This is a genomic window from Crocosphaera chwakensis CCY0110 (assembly GCF_000169335.1).
Taxonomy (GTDB): Bacteria; Cyanobacteriota; Cyanobacteriia; order Cyanobacteriales; family Microcystaceae; genus Crocosphaera; species Crocosphaera chwakensis.
The window spans coordinates 124,316-140,642 of the sequence record NZ_AAXW01000002.1 but is presented as its reverse complement, the minus strand read 5'-3'; the positions used below and the strand labels follow the sequence as shown (position 1 = coordinate 140,642).

At 39.4% G+C, this 16,327-nt stretch carries 18 protein-coding genes; 5 read left to right on the top strand and 13 right to left on the bottom strand.

Translation table 11 applies throughout. The annotated features are described in order from the left end of the window. The first annotated feature begins 157 nt into the window (after positions 1-157). On the top strand, positions 158-730 hold the full coding sequence (locus tag CY0110_RS01805; protein ID WP_008273237.1) for a hypothetical protein: 573 nt from the start codon (positions 158-160) through the stop codon (positions 728-730). A gap of 271 nt (positions 731-1,001) precedes the next feature. Here the strand turns inward: CY0110_RS01805 and CY0110_RS01800 are convergent, their stop codons facing one another. From CY0110_RS01800 to CY0110_RS01755, 10 genes are all read right to left on the bottom strand, one after another. Beyond that, positions 1,002-1,946, bottom strand: coding sequence for a F0F1 ATP synthase subunit gamma (locus tag CY0110_RS01800; RefSeq protein ID WP_035798145.1), 945 nt, complete (start codon positions 1,944-1,946; stop codon positions 1,002-1,004). An 88-nt stretch (positions 1,947-2,034) separates the two neighbouring features. Next, positions 2,035-3,546 carry a F0F1 ATP synthase subunit alpha gene (gene atpA / locus CY0110_RS01795; RefSeq protein WP_008273219.1) on the bottom strand — a complete coding sequence of 504 codons (1,512 nt, stop codon included), beginning with the start codon at positions 3,544-3,546 and terminating at the stop codon, positions 2,035-2,037. Positions 3,547-3,590: 44 nt separating this feature from the next. Further along, positions 3,591-4,148 carry an ATP synthase F1 subunit delta gene (gene atpH / locus CY0110_RS01790; RefSeq protein ID WP_035798143.1) on the bottom strand — a complete coding sequence of 186 codons (558 nt, stop codon included), beginning with the start codon at positions 4,146-4,148 and terminating at the stop codon, positions 3,591-3,593. A 2-nt stretch (positions 4,149-4,150) separates the two neighbouring features. Next, on the bottom strand, positions 4,151-4,687 hold the full coding sequence (locus tag CY0110_RS01785) for a F0F1 ATP synthase subunit B (protein ID WP_035798141.1): 537 nt from the start codon (positions 4,685-4,687) through the stop codon (positions 4,151-4,153). A gap of 30 nt (positions 4,688-4,717) precedes the next feature. Next, a complete protein-coding gene (locus CY0110_RS01780; RefSeq protein WP_035798139.1) occupies positions 4,718-5,149 on the bottom strand; it encodes a F0F1 ATP synthase subunit B' in 432 nt (143 codons plus the stop codon). 86 nt (positions 5,150-5,235) lie between these two features. Next, entirely contained in the window at positions 5,236-5,481 is a 246-nt protein-coding gene (atpE, locus tag CY0110_RS01775; RefSeq protein ID WP_007303504.1) for an ATP synthase F0 subunit C, read from the bottom strand. Between the two features lie 256 nt (positions 5,482-5,737). Continuing rightward, a complete protein-coding gene (gene atpB, locus CY0110_RS01770; protein WP_035798136.1) occupies positions 5,738-6,493 on the bottom strand; it encodes a F0F1 ATP synthase subunit A in 756 nt (251 codons plus the stop codon). 38 nt (positions 6,494-6,531) lie between these two features. Further along, positions 6,532-6,951, bottom strand: coding sequence for a hypothetical protein (locus tag CY0110_RS01765; RefSeq protein WP_035798134.1), 420 nt, complete (start codon positions 6,949-6,951; stop codon positions 6,532-6,534). Between the two features lie 382 nt (positions 6,952-7,333). Next, on the bottom strand, positions 7,334-7,750 hold the full coding sequence (gene queF / locus CY0110_RS01760) for a preQ(1) synthase (protein WP_008273185.1): 417 nt from the start codon (positions 7,748-7,750) through the stop codon (positions 7,334-7,336). A gap of 57 nt (positions 7,751-7,807) precedes the next feature. Next, complete coding sequence (locus tag CY0110_RS01755) at positions 7,808-9,100, bottom strand: GAF domain-containing sensor histidine kinase (protein ID WP_035798133.1); 1,293 nt, start codon at positions 9,098-9,100, stop codon at positions 7,808-7,810. A 238-nt stretch (positions 9,101-9,338) separates the two neighbouring features. Here CY0110_RS01755 and CY0110_RS01750 point away from each other — a divergent pair, with 238 nt between their 5' ends. Then, entirely contained in the window at positions 9,339-9,662 is a 324-nt protein-coding gene (locus CY0110_RS01750; protein ID WP_008273172.1) for a DUF3155 domain-containing protein, read from the top strand. A gap of 78 nt (positions 9,663-9,740) precedes the next feature. Here the strand turns inward: CY0110_RS01750 and CY0110_RS01745 are convergent, their stop codons facing one another. After that, entirely contained in the window at positions 9,741-10,274 is a 534-nt protein-coding gene (locus CY0110_RS01745; protein WP_008273169.1) for a cofactor assembly of complex C subunit B, read from the bottom strand. Between the two features lie 316 nt (positions 10,275-10,590). Here CY0110_RS01745 and groL point away from each other — a divergent pair, with 316 nt between their 5' ends. Next, positions 10,591-12,279, top strand: coding sequence for a chaperonin GroEL (groL, locus tag CY0110_RS01740; protein ID WP_008273166.1), 1,689 nt, complete (start codon positions 10,591-10,593; stop codon positions 12,277-12,279). 204 nt (positions 12,280-12,483) lie between these two features. Here the strand turns inward: groL and CY0110_RS01735 are convergent, their stop codons facing one another. After that, complete coding sequence (locus tag CY0110_RS01735; protein WP_008273154.1) at positions 12,484-13,665, bottom strand: polysaccharide deacetylase family protein; 1,182 nt, start codon at positions 13,663-13,665, stop codon at positions 12,484-12,486. A gap of 153 nt (positions 13,666-13,818) precedes the next feature. Here CY0110_RS01735 and CY0110_RS01730 point away from each other — a divergent pair, with 153 nt between their 5' ends. Together CY0110_RS01730 and CY0110_RS01725 are read left to right on the top strand one after the other, a co-directional pair. Beyond that, complete coding sequence (locus tag CY0110_RS01730) at positions 13,819-14,994, top strand: tetratricopeptide repeat protein (protein ID WP_008273149.1); 1,176 nt, start codon at positions 13,819-13,821, stop codon at positions 14,992-14,994. Beyond that, on the top strand, positions 14,987-15,310 hold the full coding sequence (locus tag CY0110_RS01725) for a hypothetical protein (protein ID WP_035798132.1): 324 nt from the start codon (positions 14,987-14,989) through the stop codon (positions 15,308-15,310). The genes CY0110_RS01730 and CY0110_RS01725 overlap by 8 nt, the downstream gene beginning before the upstream one ends. Positions 15,311-15,312: 2 nt before the next feature. On the opposite strand, the gene moaA is transcribed toward CY0110_RS01725, so the two are convergent. Next, on the bottom strand, positions 15,313-16,326 hold the full coding sequence (gene moaA / locus CY0110_RS01720; protein WP_035798131.1) for a GTP 3',8-cyclase MoaA: 1,014 nt from the start codon (positions 16,324-16,326) through the stop codon (positions 15,313-15,315). Position 16,327 lies beyond the last annotated feature (1 nt).

Below are 16,327 nucleotides of genomic sequence, written 5' to 3'. Positions count from 1 at the left end.
AGAATATTAAATATTCATATCCTTAATTTGTCATTCCGAGGAACGAGGAATCTCATCAACGTCTCAACATAATGCGTAGTTCTATAGAATTTTGCTCATATCAAACTCAAGTTACTATAATCAAATCATGTTATTGACCAGTGTTTGATTCATCGTAATGGTTGATTTTTCGGCATATTTAGACGCAATATGCAGCAATGATAGATATACGCAATGGTGGCAGACTTACACTGTTACTGATGTTGTTGGCAAGGAAATATCTAAACACAGAAGTGATGATAAAATGCGATCGCTTCGTGGTTTGTTAGATTTGGATTTAAAGGTGCAAACGATTCCGAAGAAGGAAGACAGAGAAAATAGGGAAGAAGAAAGAGAAAAGATAGAAAGATTTGGGGTTTTAGAAGGGTTACGGAAATATGCAACGAATCATGTCTTATTACGGGGAAAACCAGGATCGGGCAAGTCGACGGCTTTGGTGCGGTTATTGTTAGAAGAGAGTGAAAAGTTTATCCCCCCTAACCCCCCTTTAGAAGGGGGGACAGACAACAGTAAAATTAAAATTCCTGTATTGGTAGAACTCAGATCCTATAAAACATCAGTTCTAGATTTAATTCAAAGTTACACATCACAAAACCAGTTAAATGTCAATAAACCTGACTTGAAAAATTTATTAAAAGTGCGATTCTTTTTTGTTTTTCAACTTGCTTTAAAAAGTCACTATTTTGGTTAATGCTAGGAGTGATTTCATTAACTAAACGAATCTTATCAACAGCAGATAGTTGTTGAGCAAGTTCTAAGACTAACTCTAATGTAATATTTTGATTCATTGATTTATATGTTATCTCTACTATAATTTAGATCCCTTTCTAAGTATAACATTTTAAAAATTTTCACAACTGATTACTAATTGCTATAGCTACTTAATTACTATAAAATTGTTCTCATGAAAAAAGCGTTTAGATCGCCTCTAAACGCCTCATATTGCTTCAAAAAATAATATCTTATAAAGCATTAGCACCAGCAACAACTTCCATTAACTGTTGGGTAATGGCTGCTTGACGGGCTTTGTTATAAGATAAGGTCAGAGTTCCAATTAATTGACCAGCATTGTCACTGGCGTTACTCATCGCGGTCATTCTTGCAGCTAATTCACTAGCAGCAGCTTCTTGTAACGCTCTTAATAACTGGTTATTGATATATAAAGGTAACAAAGCGTCTAGAATTTGAACCGGATCTTGTTCAAAGATCATATCTTGAGGAAAACTACTCATATCTTGAGTGACAGTTTGCCGTTCAACGCTTAATTTACCTTCTTTGGTAATTAAACGGAAAATTTCGTCATCTTCTGTTTCTAATCCCTGCATCGTCAACGGGGCCAAAGTTTGCACCACGGGACGAGAACTAATTAAAGAAACAAAACGAGTATAAACTAACTCTACCCGATCCACTGTTTCTGATAAAAACAAGGAAAGCAATTCATCAGCAATGGTTCCGGCTTCATCGGCGGTAGGAATTTGGTTTAGTCCTGTATATTTATTCGCGATGGGGGCTTCCCGACGGGTAAAATATTGGGTAGCTTTGCGGCCAATGGTAATTAAACGATAATCAATTCCTTGTTCTTTTAACTCTTTAATCCGTTGTTCAGCCCGACGGATGACATAACTGTTGTAACCGCCACATAAACCGCGATCACCTGAAACAACCACGATACCGACGGTTTTAACGTCTCTTTGTTGCAGAAGGGGTAAACTAACGTCTGAGAACTGCAAACGGTTCAGTAAGTTAAAAAGAACGTTAGCTAACGCATCAGCAAAGGGACGAGTTGAGATAACTTGCTCTTGCGCCCGACGCACTTTTGCTGCGGCCACTAAACGCATGGCTTCTGTAATTTTTTTGGTATTCTTGACCGACTGAATGCGATCGCGAATCGCTTTAAGGTTAGGCATAATGTGAGAGTGATTCTAAATTAATACTTACGTTCTACTCCAAAGTCAGTGACCATCAGAAGATCACTGACCTAACAACTCGACATTACTAAGCACTAAAGGCTTGTTTGTATTCAGAAATCGCTTCTTTGAGTAAGCTTTCTGCTTCATCGGTGAGTTTTTTCTCACTCTTGATGATTTCAGGATATTTAGGCTTACTGGTCGCAATATATTCTCTTAAACCAGTAGCAAACTCAGTGGCTTTATCCACAGGAACATCATCAATGTAACCATTGAGTCCTGCGTAAGCAACAGCTACCTGTTCCCAAACTGCCAAAGGAGAGTTTTCAGGTTGCTTGAGGATTTGACGTAGTCGTTGACCCCGTGCCAGTTGTGCCTGGGTAGCAGCATCTAAGTCAGAGGCAAACTGGGAGAACGCTTCTAGTTCAGCAAACTGAGCCAGTTCTAACTTTAACTTACCTGCCACCTGTTTCATGGCTTTGGTTTGAGCAGCAGAACCCACCCGACTCACGGAAATACCTGCGTTAATGGCGGGACGGAAACCAGCGTTAAACAAGTCACTGGATAAGAAGATTTGCCCGTCAGTAATAGAAATTACATTAGTAGGAATGTAAGCGGATACGTCCCCTGCTTGGGTTTCAATGATGGGCAATGCGGTCATACTACCACCACCGAGGGCATCACTGAGTTTAGCAGCCCGTTCTAGTAAGCGAGAGTGGATGTAGAAAACATCTCCAGGATAAGCTTCCCGTCCTGGGGGACGTTTGAGTAACAAAGATAATTGACGGTAAGCTTGAGCTTGCTTAGAAAGGTCATCGTAGATAACCAGGGTGGCTTTACCCTTGTACATGAAGTATTCTGCTAGGGTTGCTCCAGTGTAAGGGGCAAGATACTGTAAGGTAGCAGGGTCATTGGCGTTGGCTGCAACTACAATAGTGTAGTCCATTGCGCCTTTTTCTTCTAATGTACCGATAACCTGAGCAACGGTAGATGCTTTTTGACCAATGGCAACATAAACACAGATTACGTCTTCTGACTTCTGGTTAATGATGGTGTCAATCGCGATCGCTGTTTTTCCTGTTTTACGGTCACCAATAATTAATTCCCGTTGTCCTCTACCGATGGGAATCATGGCATCAATAGCGGTAATCCCTGTTTGCATGGGTTCACAAACAGATTTACGAGCAATAATACCAGGAGCAGGGGATTCGATTAAACGGCTTTCAGACGTATTGATATCTCCTTTCCCATCAATAGGACGACCGAGGGAGTCTACCACCCGACCAACCATAGCGTCCCCTACAGGAACCTGGGCAATTTTTCCAGTAGCTTGAACGGTACTACCTTCTTGAATATCTAAACCTGTCCCCATTAACACCGCCCCAACATTATCTTCTTCTAAGTTGAGAGCAATACCAATGGTTCCATCTTCAAATTCTAATAATTCTCCGGCCATACATTGTTCTAAGCCGTAAATACGGGCGGTTCCATCTCCGACTTGGAGAACGGTTCCCACATTAGAGACTTGAACACTTTGGTCATAGGACTCGATTTGGTCGCGAATAATGCTGCTGATTTCGTCAGGTCTGATACTAACCATAGTGGGATCTTTTTAGCAATTGAATGAGTTACAAGGGGTTAAGCTTAGGATGCTCCAGTAAGACTGATACCAATGCGACGGAGTTGTCCGCGCAAACTAGCGTCAAAGACTTGGGAGCCAACTTTGATAATGACACCGCCGATTAAGTCGGGGTCATTATCGGTTTTTAGTTCTACCGATTCTGCTCCGGTTAAAGCTTTAATTTTATCGATTACATCGCGACGTTGGCGATCGCTTAACTCGGTTGAAGCGGTAACTTCAGCAAGAACAGTATTGGTTAATTTTCTTAGTAAAGCCAAGTATTGTTGACAAATGGCTTCTAGAAAAACGATTCTTCGTTTATCCACCAATAACATCAGGAAGTTTCGTAAATAGTGATGGATATCATCTCCTAAAATACGATTTAAAACGGCTCGTTTATCCTCATCCTTAATGACAGGAGAGCTAATAAATGCCCGTAACTCCGCAGACTCTTCTAAAATTTCTAAAATGTCACGGCAATTATCCCCAACAGAGCGAGTAATGTCGTGGGATTCTGCGAGAGACATAAGTGCTTGAGCGTAAGGCTCAGCAATTTCTGAACTAAACAGTGATCCTTTCAACCTTAACCTCCTAACCTAGTGATACTGCGATCAATAAGTCGCTGTTGGGTATTGTTATCGACTTGTGCTTTGAGTTGATTTTCTGCTTGAGCAATGGCTTGTTCTGCAATTTGCTTTTTCAATTGCGCCATCACTCGTTCTTGCTCAGAGGAAAGATCAGCTGCTGCCGTTTCTTTGAGACGAGCAATATCTCGTTTGCTTTGTTCCTCAATTTCAGCTTTAAGGGTTTTAGCTCTTTCGGTGGCAGCTTGGCGAATGCGCTCGGCTTCTTTTTGAGCTTGAGCTAAGTTTTCTTTTTCTTTAGCTAACGCTTGGGCTGCTTCACGTTGTTTTCCTTCAGCCTCTTGAATTGCTTCAGCAATTTGATTACGTCGCTCGCTAAGGATATTTCCGACAACTTTACGACCATAAAAGACCAAAACCCCGATCAGAATGGCTAAATTGAGAATGTTACTTTCTAAGAAGTCGAAGTGGAAACCGATGAGAGCTTCCCCTTCGGCGTGACTTTCAGTGGCTAATAATAAAAAAGGATCGATCATACCGGTTATTCAAGTCAACGGACAGTATCGTTATTTGACTAATTCTGGCCCTAAAAGTTTTTCTAGAATTTGACGACTTAAGGCATCAACCTGTTGTTCTAGGGTTTTTAGAGCCTCTTGGCGTTCCTGCTCAATTTCTTGGGCAGCGGCCTCTTTTTTGGCTATGGCTTCTTTTTGGGCTTCGGCGACAGCTTCTGTTGCCAGTTGCTTCGCTTCTGCTTGGGCTTGGGCCACAATGTCTTGAGATTGCTTACGAGCGTCTGCCAGTTGTTGTTGGTACTTGGCAGCGAGTTCTTTAGCTTCGGCTAACTCTTTTTGTCCACCGGTTTCTTTTTGGCGGATGTAGTCAGCCCTTTCGTCTAATGCCTTATTCAAGGGCTTATAAAAAATGGCGTTAAGAATAATCGCCAACAAAACAAATTGCAATGCCATCAAGGGCAAAGTTGCATCAAAATCAAACATGGTTCACCCATCTACGTCTTGGTTTTTTTAACGCTTTTTTTGATGCAGAGACAGCACAACGGCTGTCTCTACTATTGGATTAGGTTTTAAGCAAAGGGGTTAGCAAATAAAAGAACTAACGCGATTACTAGACCATAGATGGTCAAAGATTCCATGAATGCTAGGGTTAACAATAAGGTTCCACGGATTTTTCCTTCTGCTTCAGGTTGACGAGCAATACCAGATACAGCCTGACCTGATGCGTTTCCTTGACCGAGTCCAGGTCCAATGGAACCTAAACCTACAGCTAAAGCAGCAGCGATAACAGAAGCAGCAGCAACGGTGGGATTCATGTTAGTTCTTCCTCGAATTTTATTGACAGTACAAATTGCAAGCTAATGGTTAGCTTAAGAGTTTAGGAGCGCGAAGTTTCCCAATGGGATGACGAAGTATGGTGAACTCCCAATCGGTAAGGATTTGAGATGTCGCAAGAAAATGTTTAATTTAACTTTTCTCGCTACAACTTCTCATGTTATTGTCTTACGTTTTGGTCATTTTTGTTCAACAGATATTCGTCTGTCTCTTTATTTACCCCCAAAGATTTTACCTTTAAGCGTGTTCTTCTTCTTCTTCGGACTCGATGGCCTCATGAATATAAGCCCCTGCTAAGGTGGCAAATACTAAGGCTTGGATGGCACTGGTAAATAATCCTAAGGCCATTAGGGGTAATGGCACAAATAAGGGTACTAAAAATACAAGCACCGCTACTACCAATTCATCGGCCAAAATGTTTCCGAAAAGACGGAAACTTAGGGAGAGGGGCTTGGTAAAATCTTCTAAAATTTTAATGGGTAGGAGAACGGGAATTGGCTGGACATAATTAGCAAAGTATCCTAGTCCTTTTTTACTCAAACCAGCGTAAAAATACGCCAAAGAGGTCAATAGGGCTAAGGCTACGGTGGTATTAATGTCGTTGGTGGGGGCAGCTAATTCTCCTTCGGGAATTTCTATCAGTCTCCACGGTATTAAAGATCCTGACCAGTTGGAGACGAAAATGAATAAAAATAGTGTCCCGATAAAAGGCAACCAAGGACGATAGTGTTTTTCTCCTAACTGAGTTCTCGCTAAGTCCCGCAAAAATTCTAGAACGTATTCCATGAAGTTTTGCATCCCGCTAGGAACCCTCTGTATATTTCGGGTTGCTAATAATGAAGCGATAATCAATAAGGCAATGACTACCCACGAGGCTAAAAATACCTGTCCGTGTAATTTTAAGTTGCCAATCTCCCAATACCAGTGCTTACCCACTTCTAAGGCAGCAAGGGGTAAGGTGTCTAAAATGCGTAAACCATTTAACATTGTCATTGGGTAGAATTTACCGAATCTGGTTACGAAATTAAGGTTTAATCGCTTTTGGAATCTAAGTCCATTACACTTTGGATGGTGTAGGCGATTATGGCGACTTTATAAGTCAAAAATCCCAAAAATACTGGGAAAATATGCAGTTGTTGCCATTGACTGGCTACAATAATCATGGCAGCAAAAATGGCTAACCCTTTGGTGCCAACTTTTTGTTTTGATGTGCCAATTTTCTCTACTTCTCCTGCAAGCAATTTTAAATAAACAATGCCAACACAAGCCCCTAAAAGGTAGTTAAGGGCTAAATTTAGAGAGTAAAATATCCACACAGACACAAAAATAATTCCAGTTAAAACTAAACTCAACAGCAACAGGTTACGTTGTAGTCGATAGTAGTCTTCCATGGAATCAGTTTTAGCTGATGCTGTTTCGGCTGTTTGGGATGTTGTTTCAGTCAATGGCATACAGTCACAAAGAAAGTGCTTTGACATTCCACTGCGTAAACGCTAATGGATTCTTGGGCTGAATCTTGCCTCAACTAGCTATGCTAATTTTGGTCTTACAGTCTCATGTCTAGTCCGACTACACTTTTTACAGCAAGCACTCTGATGGACTACTCCCCAAGCGTAAATTCGGGTATGCCCTACCCTATATAAAAGGTTTTATAGCAAACCAGTGGTAATAATATCACGTTGAGGCGACAAGATGAACACGAAGCAGTGAAGTTACCATCACGAAATTTAGATAATTTAGGAATTTCAGTCCGAAAATACTGATAAATTTCTCTAAAACAACAGTGATCGAAGGTACGATAATAATAAGTTATGGTTTTAATTCGTGTTTTACTTATCTTTTTTTGTGATTTACTTCTACAACAGTATGAACATTCCCTCTAGGATAAAAATCACCTTTTAAGGTTGCTTCTAATGGGTCGCAAGCTGCTACGAAATCATCTAAAATTTGATTAATTGATTCTTCATGAGAAATGTAGCGATCACGGTAACTATTAATGTACAATTTAATCGCTTTTAATTCTACCACTGTTTCATTGGGAACATACGTTAAATGTAAGGTTGCAAAGTCAGGATAACCGGAAAACGGACACTTACAAGTAAACTCAGGTAAAGTAATATTAATGGTATAATAACGACCCGTACGAGGATTAGGAAAGGTAATTAATTTTCCCTCTTCAATCTCCCGTTCTCCATATTTCATTTTTGAAGTATCAGCCTTAGAAACTTGTGTCATGGCAATATCTTTCATAACTTTCTTATCTATAATATAACAGGTTAGTAGTTAATCGCTATCAGGCATTAATTATTAATTACTAACCAGCCAGATGACGAATCTAGTTCCTGTATTATTTTCTAAATTAATAGGACTAGATAATTCAATCAATCCTCCCATTTGTGTCACTAATTCTTTGGCAATAGCTAACCCTAAACCACTTCCTGAAATATCACTATCTTCTCGGATGCCTCGATAATGTCGCTCAAAAATATGCGCTTGATCTTCAATAGGAATACCATAACCCGTGTCTTCGATTAAAATTCCTTGGTATTTTTTATTATTAATAATTTTTGATAGCCCTAATTTAATTTTAACTTCACCCGATATCGGAGTATATTTAATACTATTATCAATTAAGTTACTAAAAACTTCTCTTAATGCCGAGTAATTTCCCAATACAGGATCTAAATCATCAGACATTTTAATGTTTAAATTAATGCCTTTATTTTCTGCAATAGACTCCGCAGACATAACAACAGTGTCTAATATATCCTGAAGATAAACTAAGGTTAATTCTAAAGATTGTGATGGGGGTAAACTAAGATGACTTTGAGCAGGAATAGTTACAGAATCGGTATTCAAAGTAATCGTTTGAGCCTGATCAACTATCGTTTTTTGGTGACTTTCAAACTCTTTAATTAATTCTTGCAAATGCTCTCCTTCTCGTACTATATTATTGATAATTGCAAGATTCTGCTCGTCTTTTCCTAAGCGTTTAAGTAATAATTTGCCAAATACCTTTAACGCTGTTAACGGATTGCGTAATTGATGAAACAAATCATCAAGGCGATCGCGTTCTTTTTGTTGTTCTAATTGTTGTTCCTTGAGTTGTTCTTGATACCACCCTTGACGTTGATCCAATAAACGTGCAATGGCTAAAGTATCTGCGATTTGTTCAACTTGATGAAATTCTTCTGGTTTCCAAGGATAAGCGTCTCGTCGTGTCACTAACACCCCTAACACCACTTCTTGATACACTAAGGGCAATACAATCTGATAATCTTTTGAATCAAAGCCGTCATTTTCTGGGATAATTAACGAACGGCTGAGATCCGTAGGCAAAGACTTGGACAGGTTGTCTAAAGTTACCTCCTCTTTTTCCTCCCTCAACTGAATTTGATTGTGTGATGATTTCTGTGTTGTTTCTTGTAAGGGATAGATCATCACAGGAATTAAGTTAACTGGTTGCCCTTCTTCTTCTGAGGTTAAATACACTCCACTCCAGTCTGCTTGTAACGTTTTTGCTAAGAGCATCACCTGGGATTGACACAGAGCGATAAAATCTTGACTAGGATTAGGTAGGCTGGCATTAGCAGAAAACATAAGACAAAAAGGACTATTCCATTAACTTTTGTAACAGAAAAATAACTTTTGTAACATCAAACCAGAGGGTGAAGTTGATATAAATCGCTAAATCGAAAGAATGGTCTCATACAGAGATGATTATGAAAATCAAACAATTATGTAAGCAATGCTTGATTTTTAAAAATTAAACAGATATAATGACCTCGGATTTTGTAACTATGACTACAGTGTGTAGTCGAAACAGGAGGTAAAAGGGTTGGCAAGAAAGCGCAAACGTAAAAGTCGTCGTCGCCAAGAAGGCCGGAAAATTCTCGAGCTTGTACCCCAGTATAATATCGAAAGCGGCGAAGATAAACCAGTTACTGCCGCTAGGAAATATATCCATGAAATCGGGATACAACCGCCGGCCTTACTAATTGTAAGACGAAACGAACACACCACAGATAGATATTTTTGGGCTGAGAAAGGTTTATTTGGCGCGCAATACGTCGAAGAAAACCATTTTCTCTTTCCCAGTCTGAAAGAATACCAGCCACAGGTGCCAAAAGCACAGACAAAGACTCCTGCTGTCACTGGTTAACGACGACTAAAGCAAGGAAACAACTCAAATCCCCCCACTGCTATCTAGGGGGATTTTTATTTGCTTGATTATTATATCTCAATTGGCTGATTTTAGGGGAAAATTTTGTTTTAATTGGATTACTTCATCACGATGAGCCGTTAACGTTAATAGACTACCTTGCTGTAATCCTTGTTCAGTGAGGCTTTCAAGAGAGAAAGAGACGGTTTCTATTCTGCCAGCTTTTTTCCAATAAAAAATACCTGCTACGGGTGACAAAAGTTCGAGAGCAAAGAATAAGGGGGTAAGAGGAGGATAAACAAAGGAAAGCACTAACACTAAACAAAGTAGTCCTAATGCTGCCAGAAATGTCAAAAAAATTGCTAAAAATAAACTGGGACGAACTAGCCCTTCAAAGGTGATAGTATCTTGACCCGCATTAGAAGGAATTATGTTGTAAGCTCGTCGGGTAAAATAAGCCTTAAGTTGTTCTAATAAAGAGGTTTTAGGGGTTTTCGAGATCAGTTTAACTTGTTCTGTGCGATCTTTAACCGAGGCGCGAATAAAGAAAAATAAACCGACCATTAAAAGGAGAGTGAGAAAGAAGGTGGAAATTAAAATAGTCGTATTCACAATCGTAAGAATATAAACATTAGAGTATTAAGTTACATTAAGTTATCCTATCATTAACGTGAGTTCGCAGTTCGATATTAAATGTAGTTATTGCCTACACCCCACACCCCACTTTCTAGATATCCTCACCTTGACTACCTAAACATCCACACCTCATCCCCTTTCCTTAAGAAAAACTTTTCGATTCTTTAACCAGAAGCCTTAGCACTCACACCATAAGAGTGCTAAATTAACATAAGTGGGAAAAAGGCAACTACTCTTCTAAATCATTGCCGAAAGTCCCGTCATAAGGCGTTATAGGAGTAACCAGACAAATATGGCAAAAATCGTATCATTTAGTGACGAGTCTAGACGCGCATTAGAACAAGGAGTAAACGCCTTGGCTGACGCGGTTAGAATTACCCTCGGTCCCAAAGGCCGAAATGTATTATTAGAAAAGAAATTTGGTGCGCCCCAAATTGTTAACGACGGAATCACCGTTGCTAAAGAAATTGACTTAGAAGATCCCTTAGAAAATACAGGGGCAAGATTAATCCAAGAAATTGCTTCTAAAACTAAAGAAGTCGCTGGAGACGGTACCACAACCGCTACAGTTATTGGTCAAGCGTTAATCAAAGAAGGGCTGAAAAACGTCATTGCAGGGGCTAACCCTGTGGCCTTACGCCGTGGGATTGAAAAAACCATCAACTTTCTCATCAAAGAGATCGAAACTGTAGCCAAACCTGTCGAAGGAGACGCGATTGCCCAAGTCGCCAGTGTATCTGCTGGTAATGACCAAGAAGTGGGTAAAATGATTGCTTTGGCCATGGATAAAGTGACCAAAGATGGTGTTATTACCGTAGAAGAATCAAAGTCTCTGAGTACCGAATTAGATGTCGTTGAAGGGATGCAGATCGATCGCGGTTATGTCTCTCCTTATTTCATCACCGATCAAGAACGGCAACAAGTCGAATTTGACGATGCTTTAATCTTAATCACCGATAAAAAGATTAGTGCGATCGCGGATTTAGTTCCTATCTTAGAAAACGTTGCTCGCGCTGGTAAACCCCTCTTAATCATCGCTGAAGATGTAGAAGGGGAAGCTTTAGCCACTTTAGTCGTTAATAAGGCTAGAGGGGTTTTAAATGTGGCTGCTATCAAAGCTCCGGCTTTCGGAGAAAGACGCAAAGCGGTTTTACAAGATATTGCCATTTTGACTGGTGGTAGCGTTATTTCCGAAGAAGTGGGCTTAAGCTTAGACACGGTGGACTTAGATATGTTAGGTCAAGCCACCAAAATCAATATTGTTAAAGATAACACCACCATCGTCGCCACCACTGACGATAGAACAAAAGCTGCGGTACAAAAACGGATTGAACAGTTACGGAAACAAGCAGCCGAAACTGATTCCGACTATGATAGCGAAAAGTTACAAGAACGCATCGCTAAATTAGCTGGTGGGGTAGCGGTTATTAAAGTTGGGGCTGCTACTGAAACGGAATTAAAGGATCGTAAACTCCGTATTGAAGATGCCCTCAATGCCACCAAAGCAGCAGTAGATGAAGGGATCGTTCCTGGCGGTGGTACAACTTTAATTCACTTAGCATCTAAAGTAGCTGACTACAAAAACCAACTAACCAATGCTGAAGAAAAAGTAGCTGCTGATCTCGTAGCCAAGGCTTTAGAAGCCCCCTTACGTCAATTAGCTAATAATGCTGGTTTAGAAGGTTCGGTTATTGTTGAACGAGTCAGAGAAACGGACTTTAATGTTGGTTTCAATGCCATGACTGGCGAGTTTGAAGACATGATCGCGGCCGGTATTATTGACCCTGCTAAAGTAGTTCGTTCTGCCTTACAAAATGCTGCTTCTATTGCCGGTATGGTCTTAACCACAGAAGCCCTAGTGGTAGAAAAACCCGAACCCGAAGCCCCTGCTATGCCTGACATGGGCGGTATGGGTGGCATGGGCGGCATGGGTGGCATGGGTGGTATGGGTGGTATGGGCGGTATGGGTATGGGCTTCTAAAAGCTTTTATCCTTCGTTCATCTGTCTATTCACCATAACACCTTGCAAGAGACGCTATAACTAGCGTCTCTTTTTGTAGCGTTGCATCATTGTGGAATGATTTGACACTCCAGTAGGTCGAGGTAGATGTTACGGTCGTACCTCAACCATTCGGAACCCAGGGGCTTTCATGCTCCGATTTTCGGTAAATGGTAAATATAGAATTTAAGAATTTAGTGATCCTTGTAATTTATTGAGAAGAGTTAATGCAGGTTCTGTTCTTTCATAGAGTTTGGGAACCCAGTCATCTCCCCAGAATAGAAAACAACTGGTTTCCCCTTCTAAAATCAGTTCCCTAGCATCTTTGAGGGTTTTTTTGTCTTCTTCGGATAATTGCGCTTCTGACTCTGATAACTGCCAATACCGTTGACTAACTTGACGAATGGTTTCGGCTCCTTCTTTTTGTTGCTCTGAACCTGCCCATTGACTAAAATCAAAGCCAGAGGTTGTCCCCACATTCCAAGCCCCAGTACGCACAAAAGCTGACTCTGTGGGAGGATGTTCTTTAATATATTCAGACAGGGAAACGGAACGAATGGGAACCTCCCCATTCTTAATTTTGTTGATTAAGGGACTCCAAAAATGACCGTAAAAAGCTGATTCTTCGGACATTTGACGGAACCATCCGCCATTTTCTCCATCGGACCAGGTGGTAACTAAGCGAGGTTGTTCGGGGTTGGGGGAACTTTTGACTTTATGTTGCACTTCTTGAGTAAACCAGATAGCATCCATCCCACTTTCTTGCGCGTTAGACACATCCCGTTCACGGGGAATAATGGTTATAGTTGAACCTTCATAAGTGGCTTGATAGGGTTGATAAATATCCACTGGTTTGTTGTCGGGTTGGACATGAACCCCATCAACAATAACATATTCATACCCTGCATCTGCGATCGCAGGGATCATTTCCATACAAAAGGCCATTTCAGGGGGCCAAAACCCTTTCGGCGCACGACCGAACACTTCTTCGATAATTTGACGACCACGAGTTAAATGTTCTTTCCAGTCTTCTTGAGGAATGAGAGGAAAAACAGGATGATAATATCCCATGCCAATTAATTCTACATTGTGAGCCGTCCGATAACTCTCTAACATGGCCGGAATATCGATAAATTTTCGATAACGGTCAATTATTTCAGGATCAAGAAACTGCTCTAACAAAATACCTGAAAAACCGACGTGAATGTTACCTGAATCTTTAAATTGCTGAGCATATCTTACTGCTCTTTCATAACAACGTATAATTAATTCTGCGTCTGACTCATGATGATCAATTAAAAGTTTAAGATTCCCTGGGGGCTGGTGCATATGTAGCCCTAAAGCATGAGAAATTAAGGGTTGTGTCATGATCTTGTCTCTTTTGTTTTCGTCGAGATCCACTCTCTTATTTTAAACTACCTTTCTCTCTGGTTCTTTTTATTCTTGAATAATAAAGCGAGTTGATCAGCTAAAATGAGGAAAATTTTAAACCAACCATATAACAAATAAGGAAAACTTTAAATGAAAACACAAGGTTTAACTTCTATTTTCTCTGTAGTAACCATTGCTGCTACTTCTTTGTTGACAACGTTGATATTTTCTGATCAAACCAATGCTCAAATAGCCTTTTTTCCTTTCATTGCCATTCCTAGTTATCCTTATGAGCCAAGCAACCGCCAACAGAATGAACCAAGCGATCGCCAGAAAGAAGCTATCACTTATTATAAACAAGGGGGGGAGTATCTTAAGCAAGAAAAATGGGATTTGGCCATCTCTAGCTATAATCAGGCGATCACTCTTGAACCTACCTTGCTTGAAGCTTACAATAATCGAGGTGTGGTTTATCAAAATCAAGGTAAATTAGATTTAGCGGTAGCTGACTATACAAAGGCTATCGAATTGAGTCCTAATTACGCTTCTGCTTATCAAAATAGGGCTATTGTTTATCACAAACAACAGCAATTACCACTGGCTTTAGCTGATTATAACAAATTGATTGATCTAGCTCCAGACAATGCGATCGCCTACAATAATCGAGCAATGATTTATGAAGGTCAGGGAAAATTAGATTTAGCCATTACTGACTACACAAAAGCAATTCAATATCAGCCTGAATTTCCCCAAGCTTACCATAATCGTGGCATTGCTTATAAGATGCAGCAAAAACCAGAATTAGCGATCGCTGATTTTACAAAAGCCATTGAAGTTAATCCTAATTACGCCAGTGCTTACGGTAATCGAGGATTGACATATAGTGAGCTAGGAAAATGGAATTTAGCTTTGGCTGATTACGGCAAAACAATTCAGTTAGAGCCTAATGATCCCATAGTTTACTATAATCGAGGCAATCTCTATGCTCAACAAAAAAAATGGAATTTAGCTCTAAGCGACTTCGATAAAGCCATTCAATTGAATCCTGACTATGAATCTGCTTATTATAATCGAGGGCTAGTTTATTCAAGACAACAAAAACATGATTTAGCTATAGCAGATTATACAAAAGCCATTGAACTTAATTCTAACTTTGCTTGGGCTTATTTTAATCGAGGTACAGGTTATATGTTCAAAAGAGAGTTTAAAACAGCAAAAGACGATTTTCAAGAAGCAGCCCAACTTTTTCAAACCCAAAGAAATCAACTCGGCTATCAAAAAGCTATGGAAAGATTACAAAGATTACAGTTATTAATGAATGACTAAAAGGCGTATTTTACAAGAGGAAAATGAAGCGATTCAAAAAAGGCAAGTTTCACCAATCAAAGACCTGAAATTCATACTTGGGTTGGTTCTTATCCTAGGAATTGCTTCATTCCCTATTATTTTTTATGGGATATTCGGCTTTGGAGACTGCCCTATTATGTCAACTGTCAATCAATGTTCTTCTTTTAGGCAAACAGTAGCTGAATATCTCTTTTTCTATACTGTCATCTATACGATTATTTTTCCTTTTTATGTGTTGGTTATCATGTTACTTTTACTATTTATTTTAATTAATTTTATTATTAAAAATAAATGATCTTATCCTCCAATTTGTGACATAGTACGGTTATATATTCCGGTATCATTTCCTGAGTCTCTTTGTTTATAATTTATTTCAGGTTTAATGTTTAATAAATGAGCAACTTTTTCTTTGATTTCTGTTGTTTTAATCTTGTTTCGTAAAAGAGTTTTTAGATCAATTTGTCCCGTTTCATTTAATAAGCAAGGGCGTAACCAACCATCAGCCGATAAACGCATTCTATTACAGCGATCGCAGAAACATTCTGACATTTGACTAATAAACCCTAATGTTCCTTTTGCACCAGGAATTTTAAAGACATCTGCTGGTCCGTTTCCTTTAATATTACTTTCTACTAATCCCCATTTTTGTCTTATTTTTTCTCTTATTTCTTCGGAAGGAACCCAAGCGCGCCCCGCAAAGCGGATCTCTTCGAGATCGCTAAATAATTCAGGGTTTCCAATGGGCATAAATTCAATAAAACGAATGTGCCAATTTTTATCAATACTCAGTTCTGCTAATGCTTCAATTTCCGATTCATTGACCCCAGGAATAACAACTACATTTAATTTTAAGGGATTAAAACCGACTTTATAAGCAGCTTGAATACCTAACCAAGTTTGTTGCCATAGATCGGCTTTTTTATGACCAATAATTGTTTTAAATGTATCTGGATTTAAAGAATCCAAACTAATATTAATACGGTTTAATCCTGCTTTATATAAATTTTCTGCTAAGGATGATAGTAGAAAACCATTAGTTGTCATAGATAGGTCTTCTGTTGCTGTTAATGAAGCGATATCTTTTACTAAATCTACAATATCAGGCCGTAATAAAGGTTCTCCTCCTGTTAAGCGAAATTTAGAGAATCCTAAAGGTATAAATACCTCTTCTAGTAGGGTTATAATTTCTTCATGAGTGAGTAATTCTTGACGTAAAATATAGTCTAATTCTGCCCCTTCTGGCATACAATATTGACAACGAAAGTTACAGCGATCAATGAGGCTAATACGAAGATAATCAACTCTATTCATC

What these genes read in the sequence shown, in the direction of transcription:
- CY0110_RS01805 (WP_008273237.1), top strand. Translation starts at nt 158, where the DNA reads ATGGTTGATTTTTCGGCATATTTAGACGCAATATGCAGCAATGATAGA.
- CY0110_RS01800 (WP_035798145.1), bottom strand. Translation starts at nt 1,946, where the DNA reads ATGCCTAACCTTAAAGCGATTCGCGATCGCATTCAGTCGGTCAAGAAT.
- atpA (WP_008273219.1), bottom strand. Translation starts at nt 3,546, where the DNA reads ATGGTTAGTATCAGACCTGACGAAATCAGCAGCATTATTCGCGACCAA.
- CY0110_RS01785 (WP_035798141.1), bottom strand. Translation starts at nt 4,687, where the DNA reads ATGATCGATCCTTTTTTATTATTAGCCACTGAAAGTCACGCCGAAGGG.
- CY0110_RS01780 (WP_035798139.1), bottom strand. Translation starts at nt 5,149, where the DNA reads ATGTTTGATTTTGATGCAACTTTGCCCTTGATGGCATTGCAATTTGTT.
- atpE (WP_007303504.1), bottom strand. Translation starts at nt 5,481, where the DNA reads ATGAATCCCACCGTTGCTGCTGCTTCTGTTATCGCTGCTGCTTTAGCT.
- atpB (WP_035798136.1), bottom strand. Translation starts at nt 6,493, where the DNA reads ATGACAATGTTAAATGGTTTACGCATTTTAGACACCTTACCCCTTGCT.
- CY0110_RS01765 (WP_035798134.1), bottom strand. Translation starts at nt 6,951, where the DNA reads ATGCCATTGACTGAAACAACATCCCAAACAGCCGAAACAGCATCAGCT.
- queF (WP_008273185.1), bottom strand. Translation starts at nt 7,750, where the DNA reads ATGAAAGATATTGCCATGACACAAGTTTCTAAGGCTGATACTTCAAAA.
- CY0110_RS01755 (WP_035798133.1), bottom strand. Translation starts at nt 9,100, where the DNA reads ATGTTTTCTGCTAATGCCAGCCTACCTAATCCTAGTCAAGATTTTATC.
- groL (WP_008273166.1), top strand. Translation starts at nt 10,591, where the DNA reads ATGGCAAAAATCGTATCATTTAGTGACGAGTCTAGACGCGCATTAGAA.
- CY0110_RS01735 (WP_008273154.1), bottom strand. Translation starts at nt 13,665, where the DNA reads ATGACACAACCCTTAATTTCTCATGCTTTAGGGCTACATATGCACCAG.
- CY0110_RS01730 (WP_008273149.1), top strand. Translation starts at nt 13,819, where the DNA reads ATGAAAACACAAGGTTTAACTTCTATTTTCTCTGTAGTAACCATTGCT.
- CY0110_RS01725 (WP_035798132.1), top strand. Translation starts at nt 14,987, where the DNA reads ATGACTAAAAGGCGTATTTTACAAGAGGAAAATGAAGCGATTCAAAAA.
- moaA (WP_035798131.1), bottom strand. Translation starts at nt 16,326, where the DNA reads ATGAATAGAGTTGATTATCTTCGTATTAGCCTCATTGATCGCTGTAAC.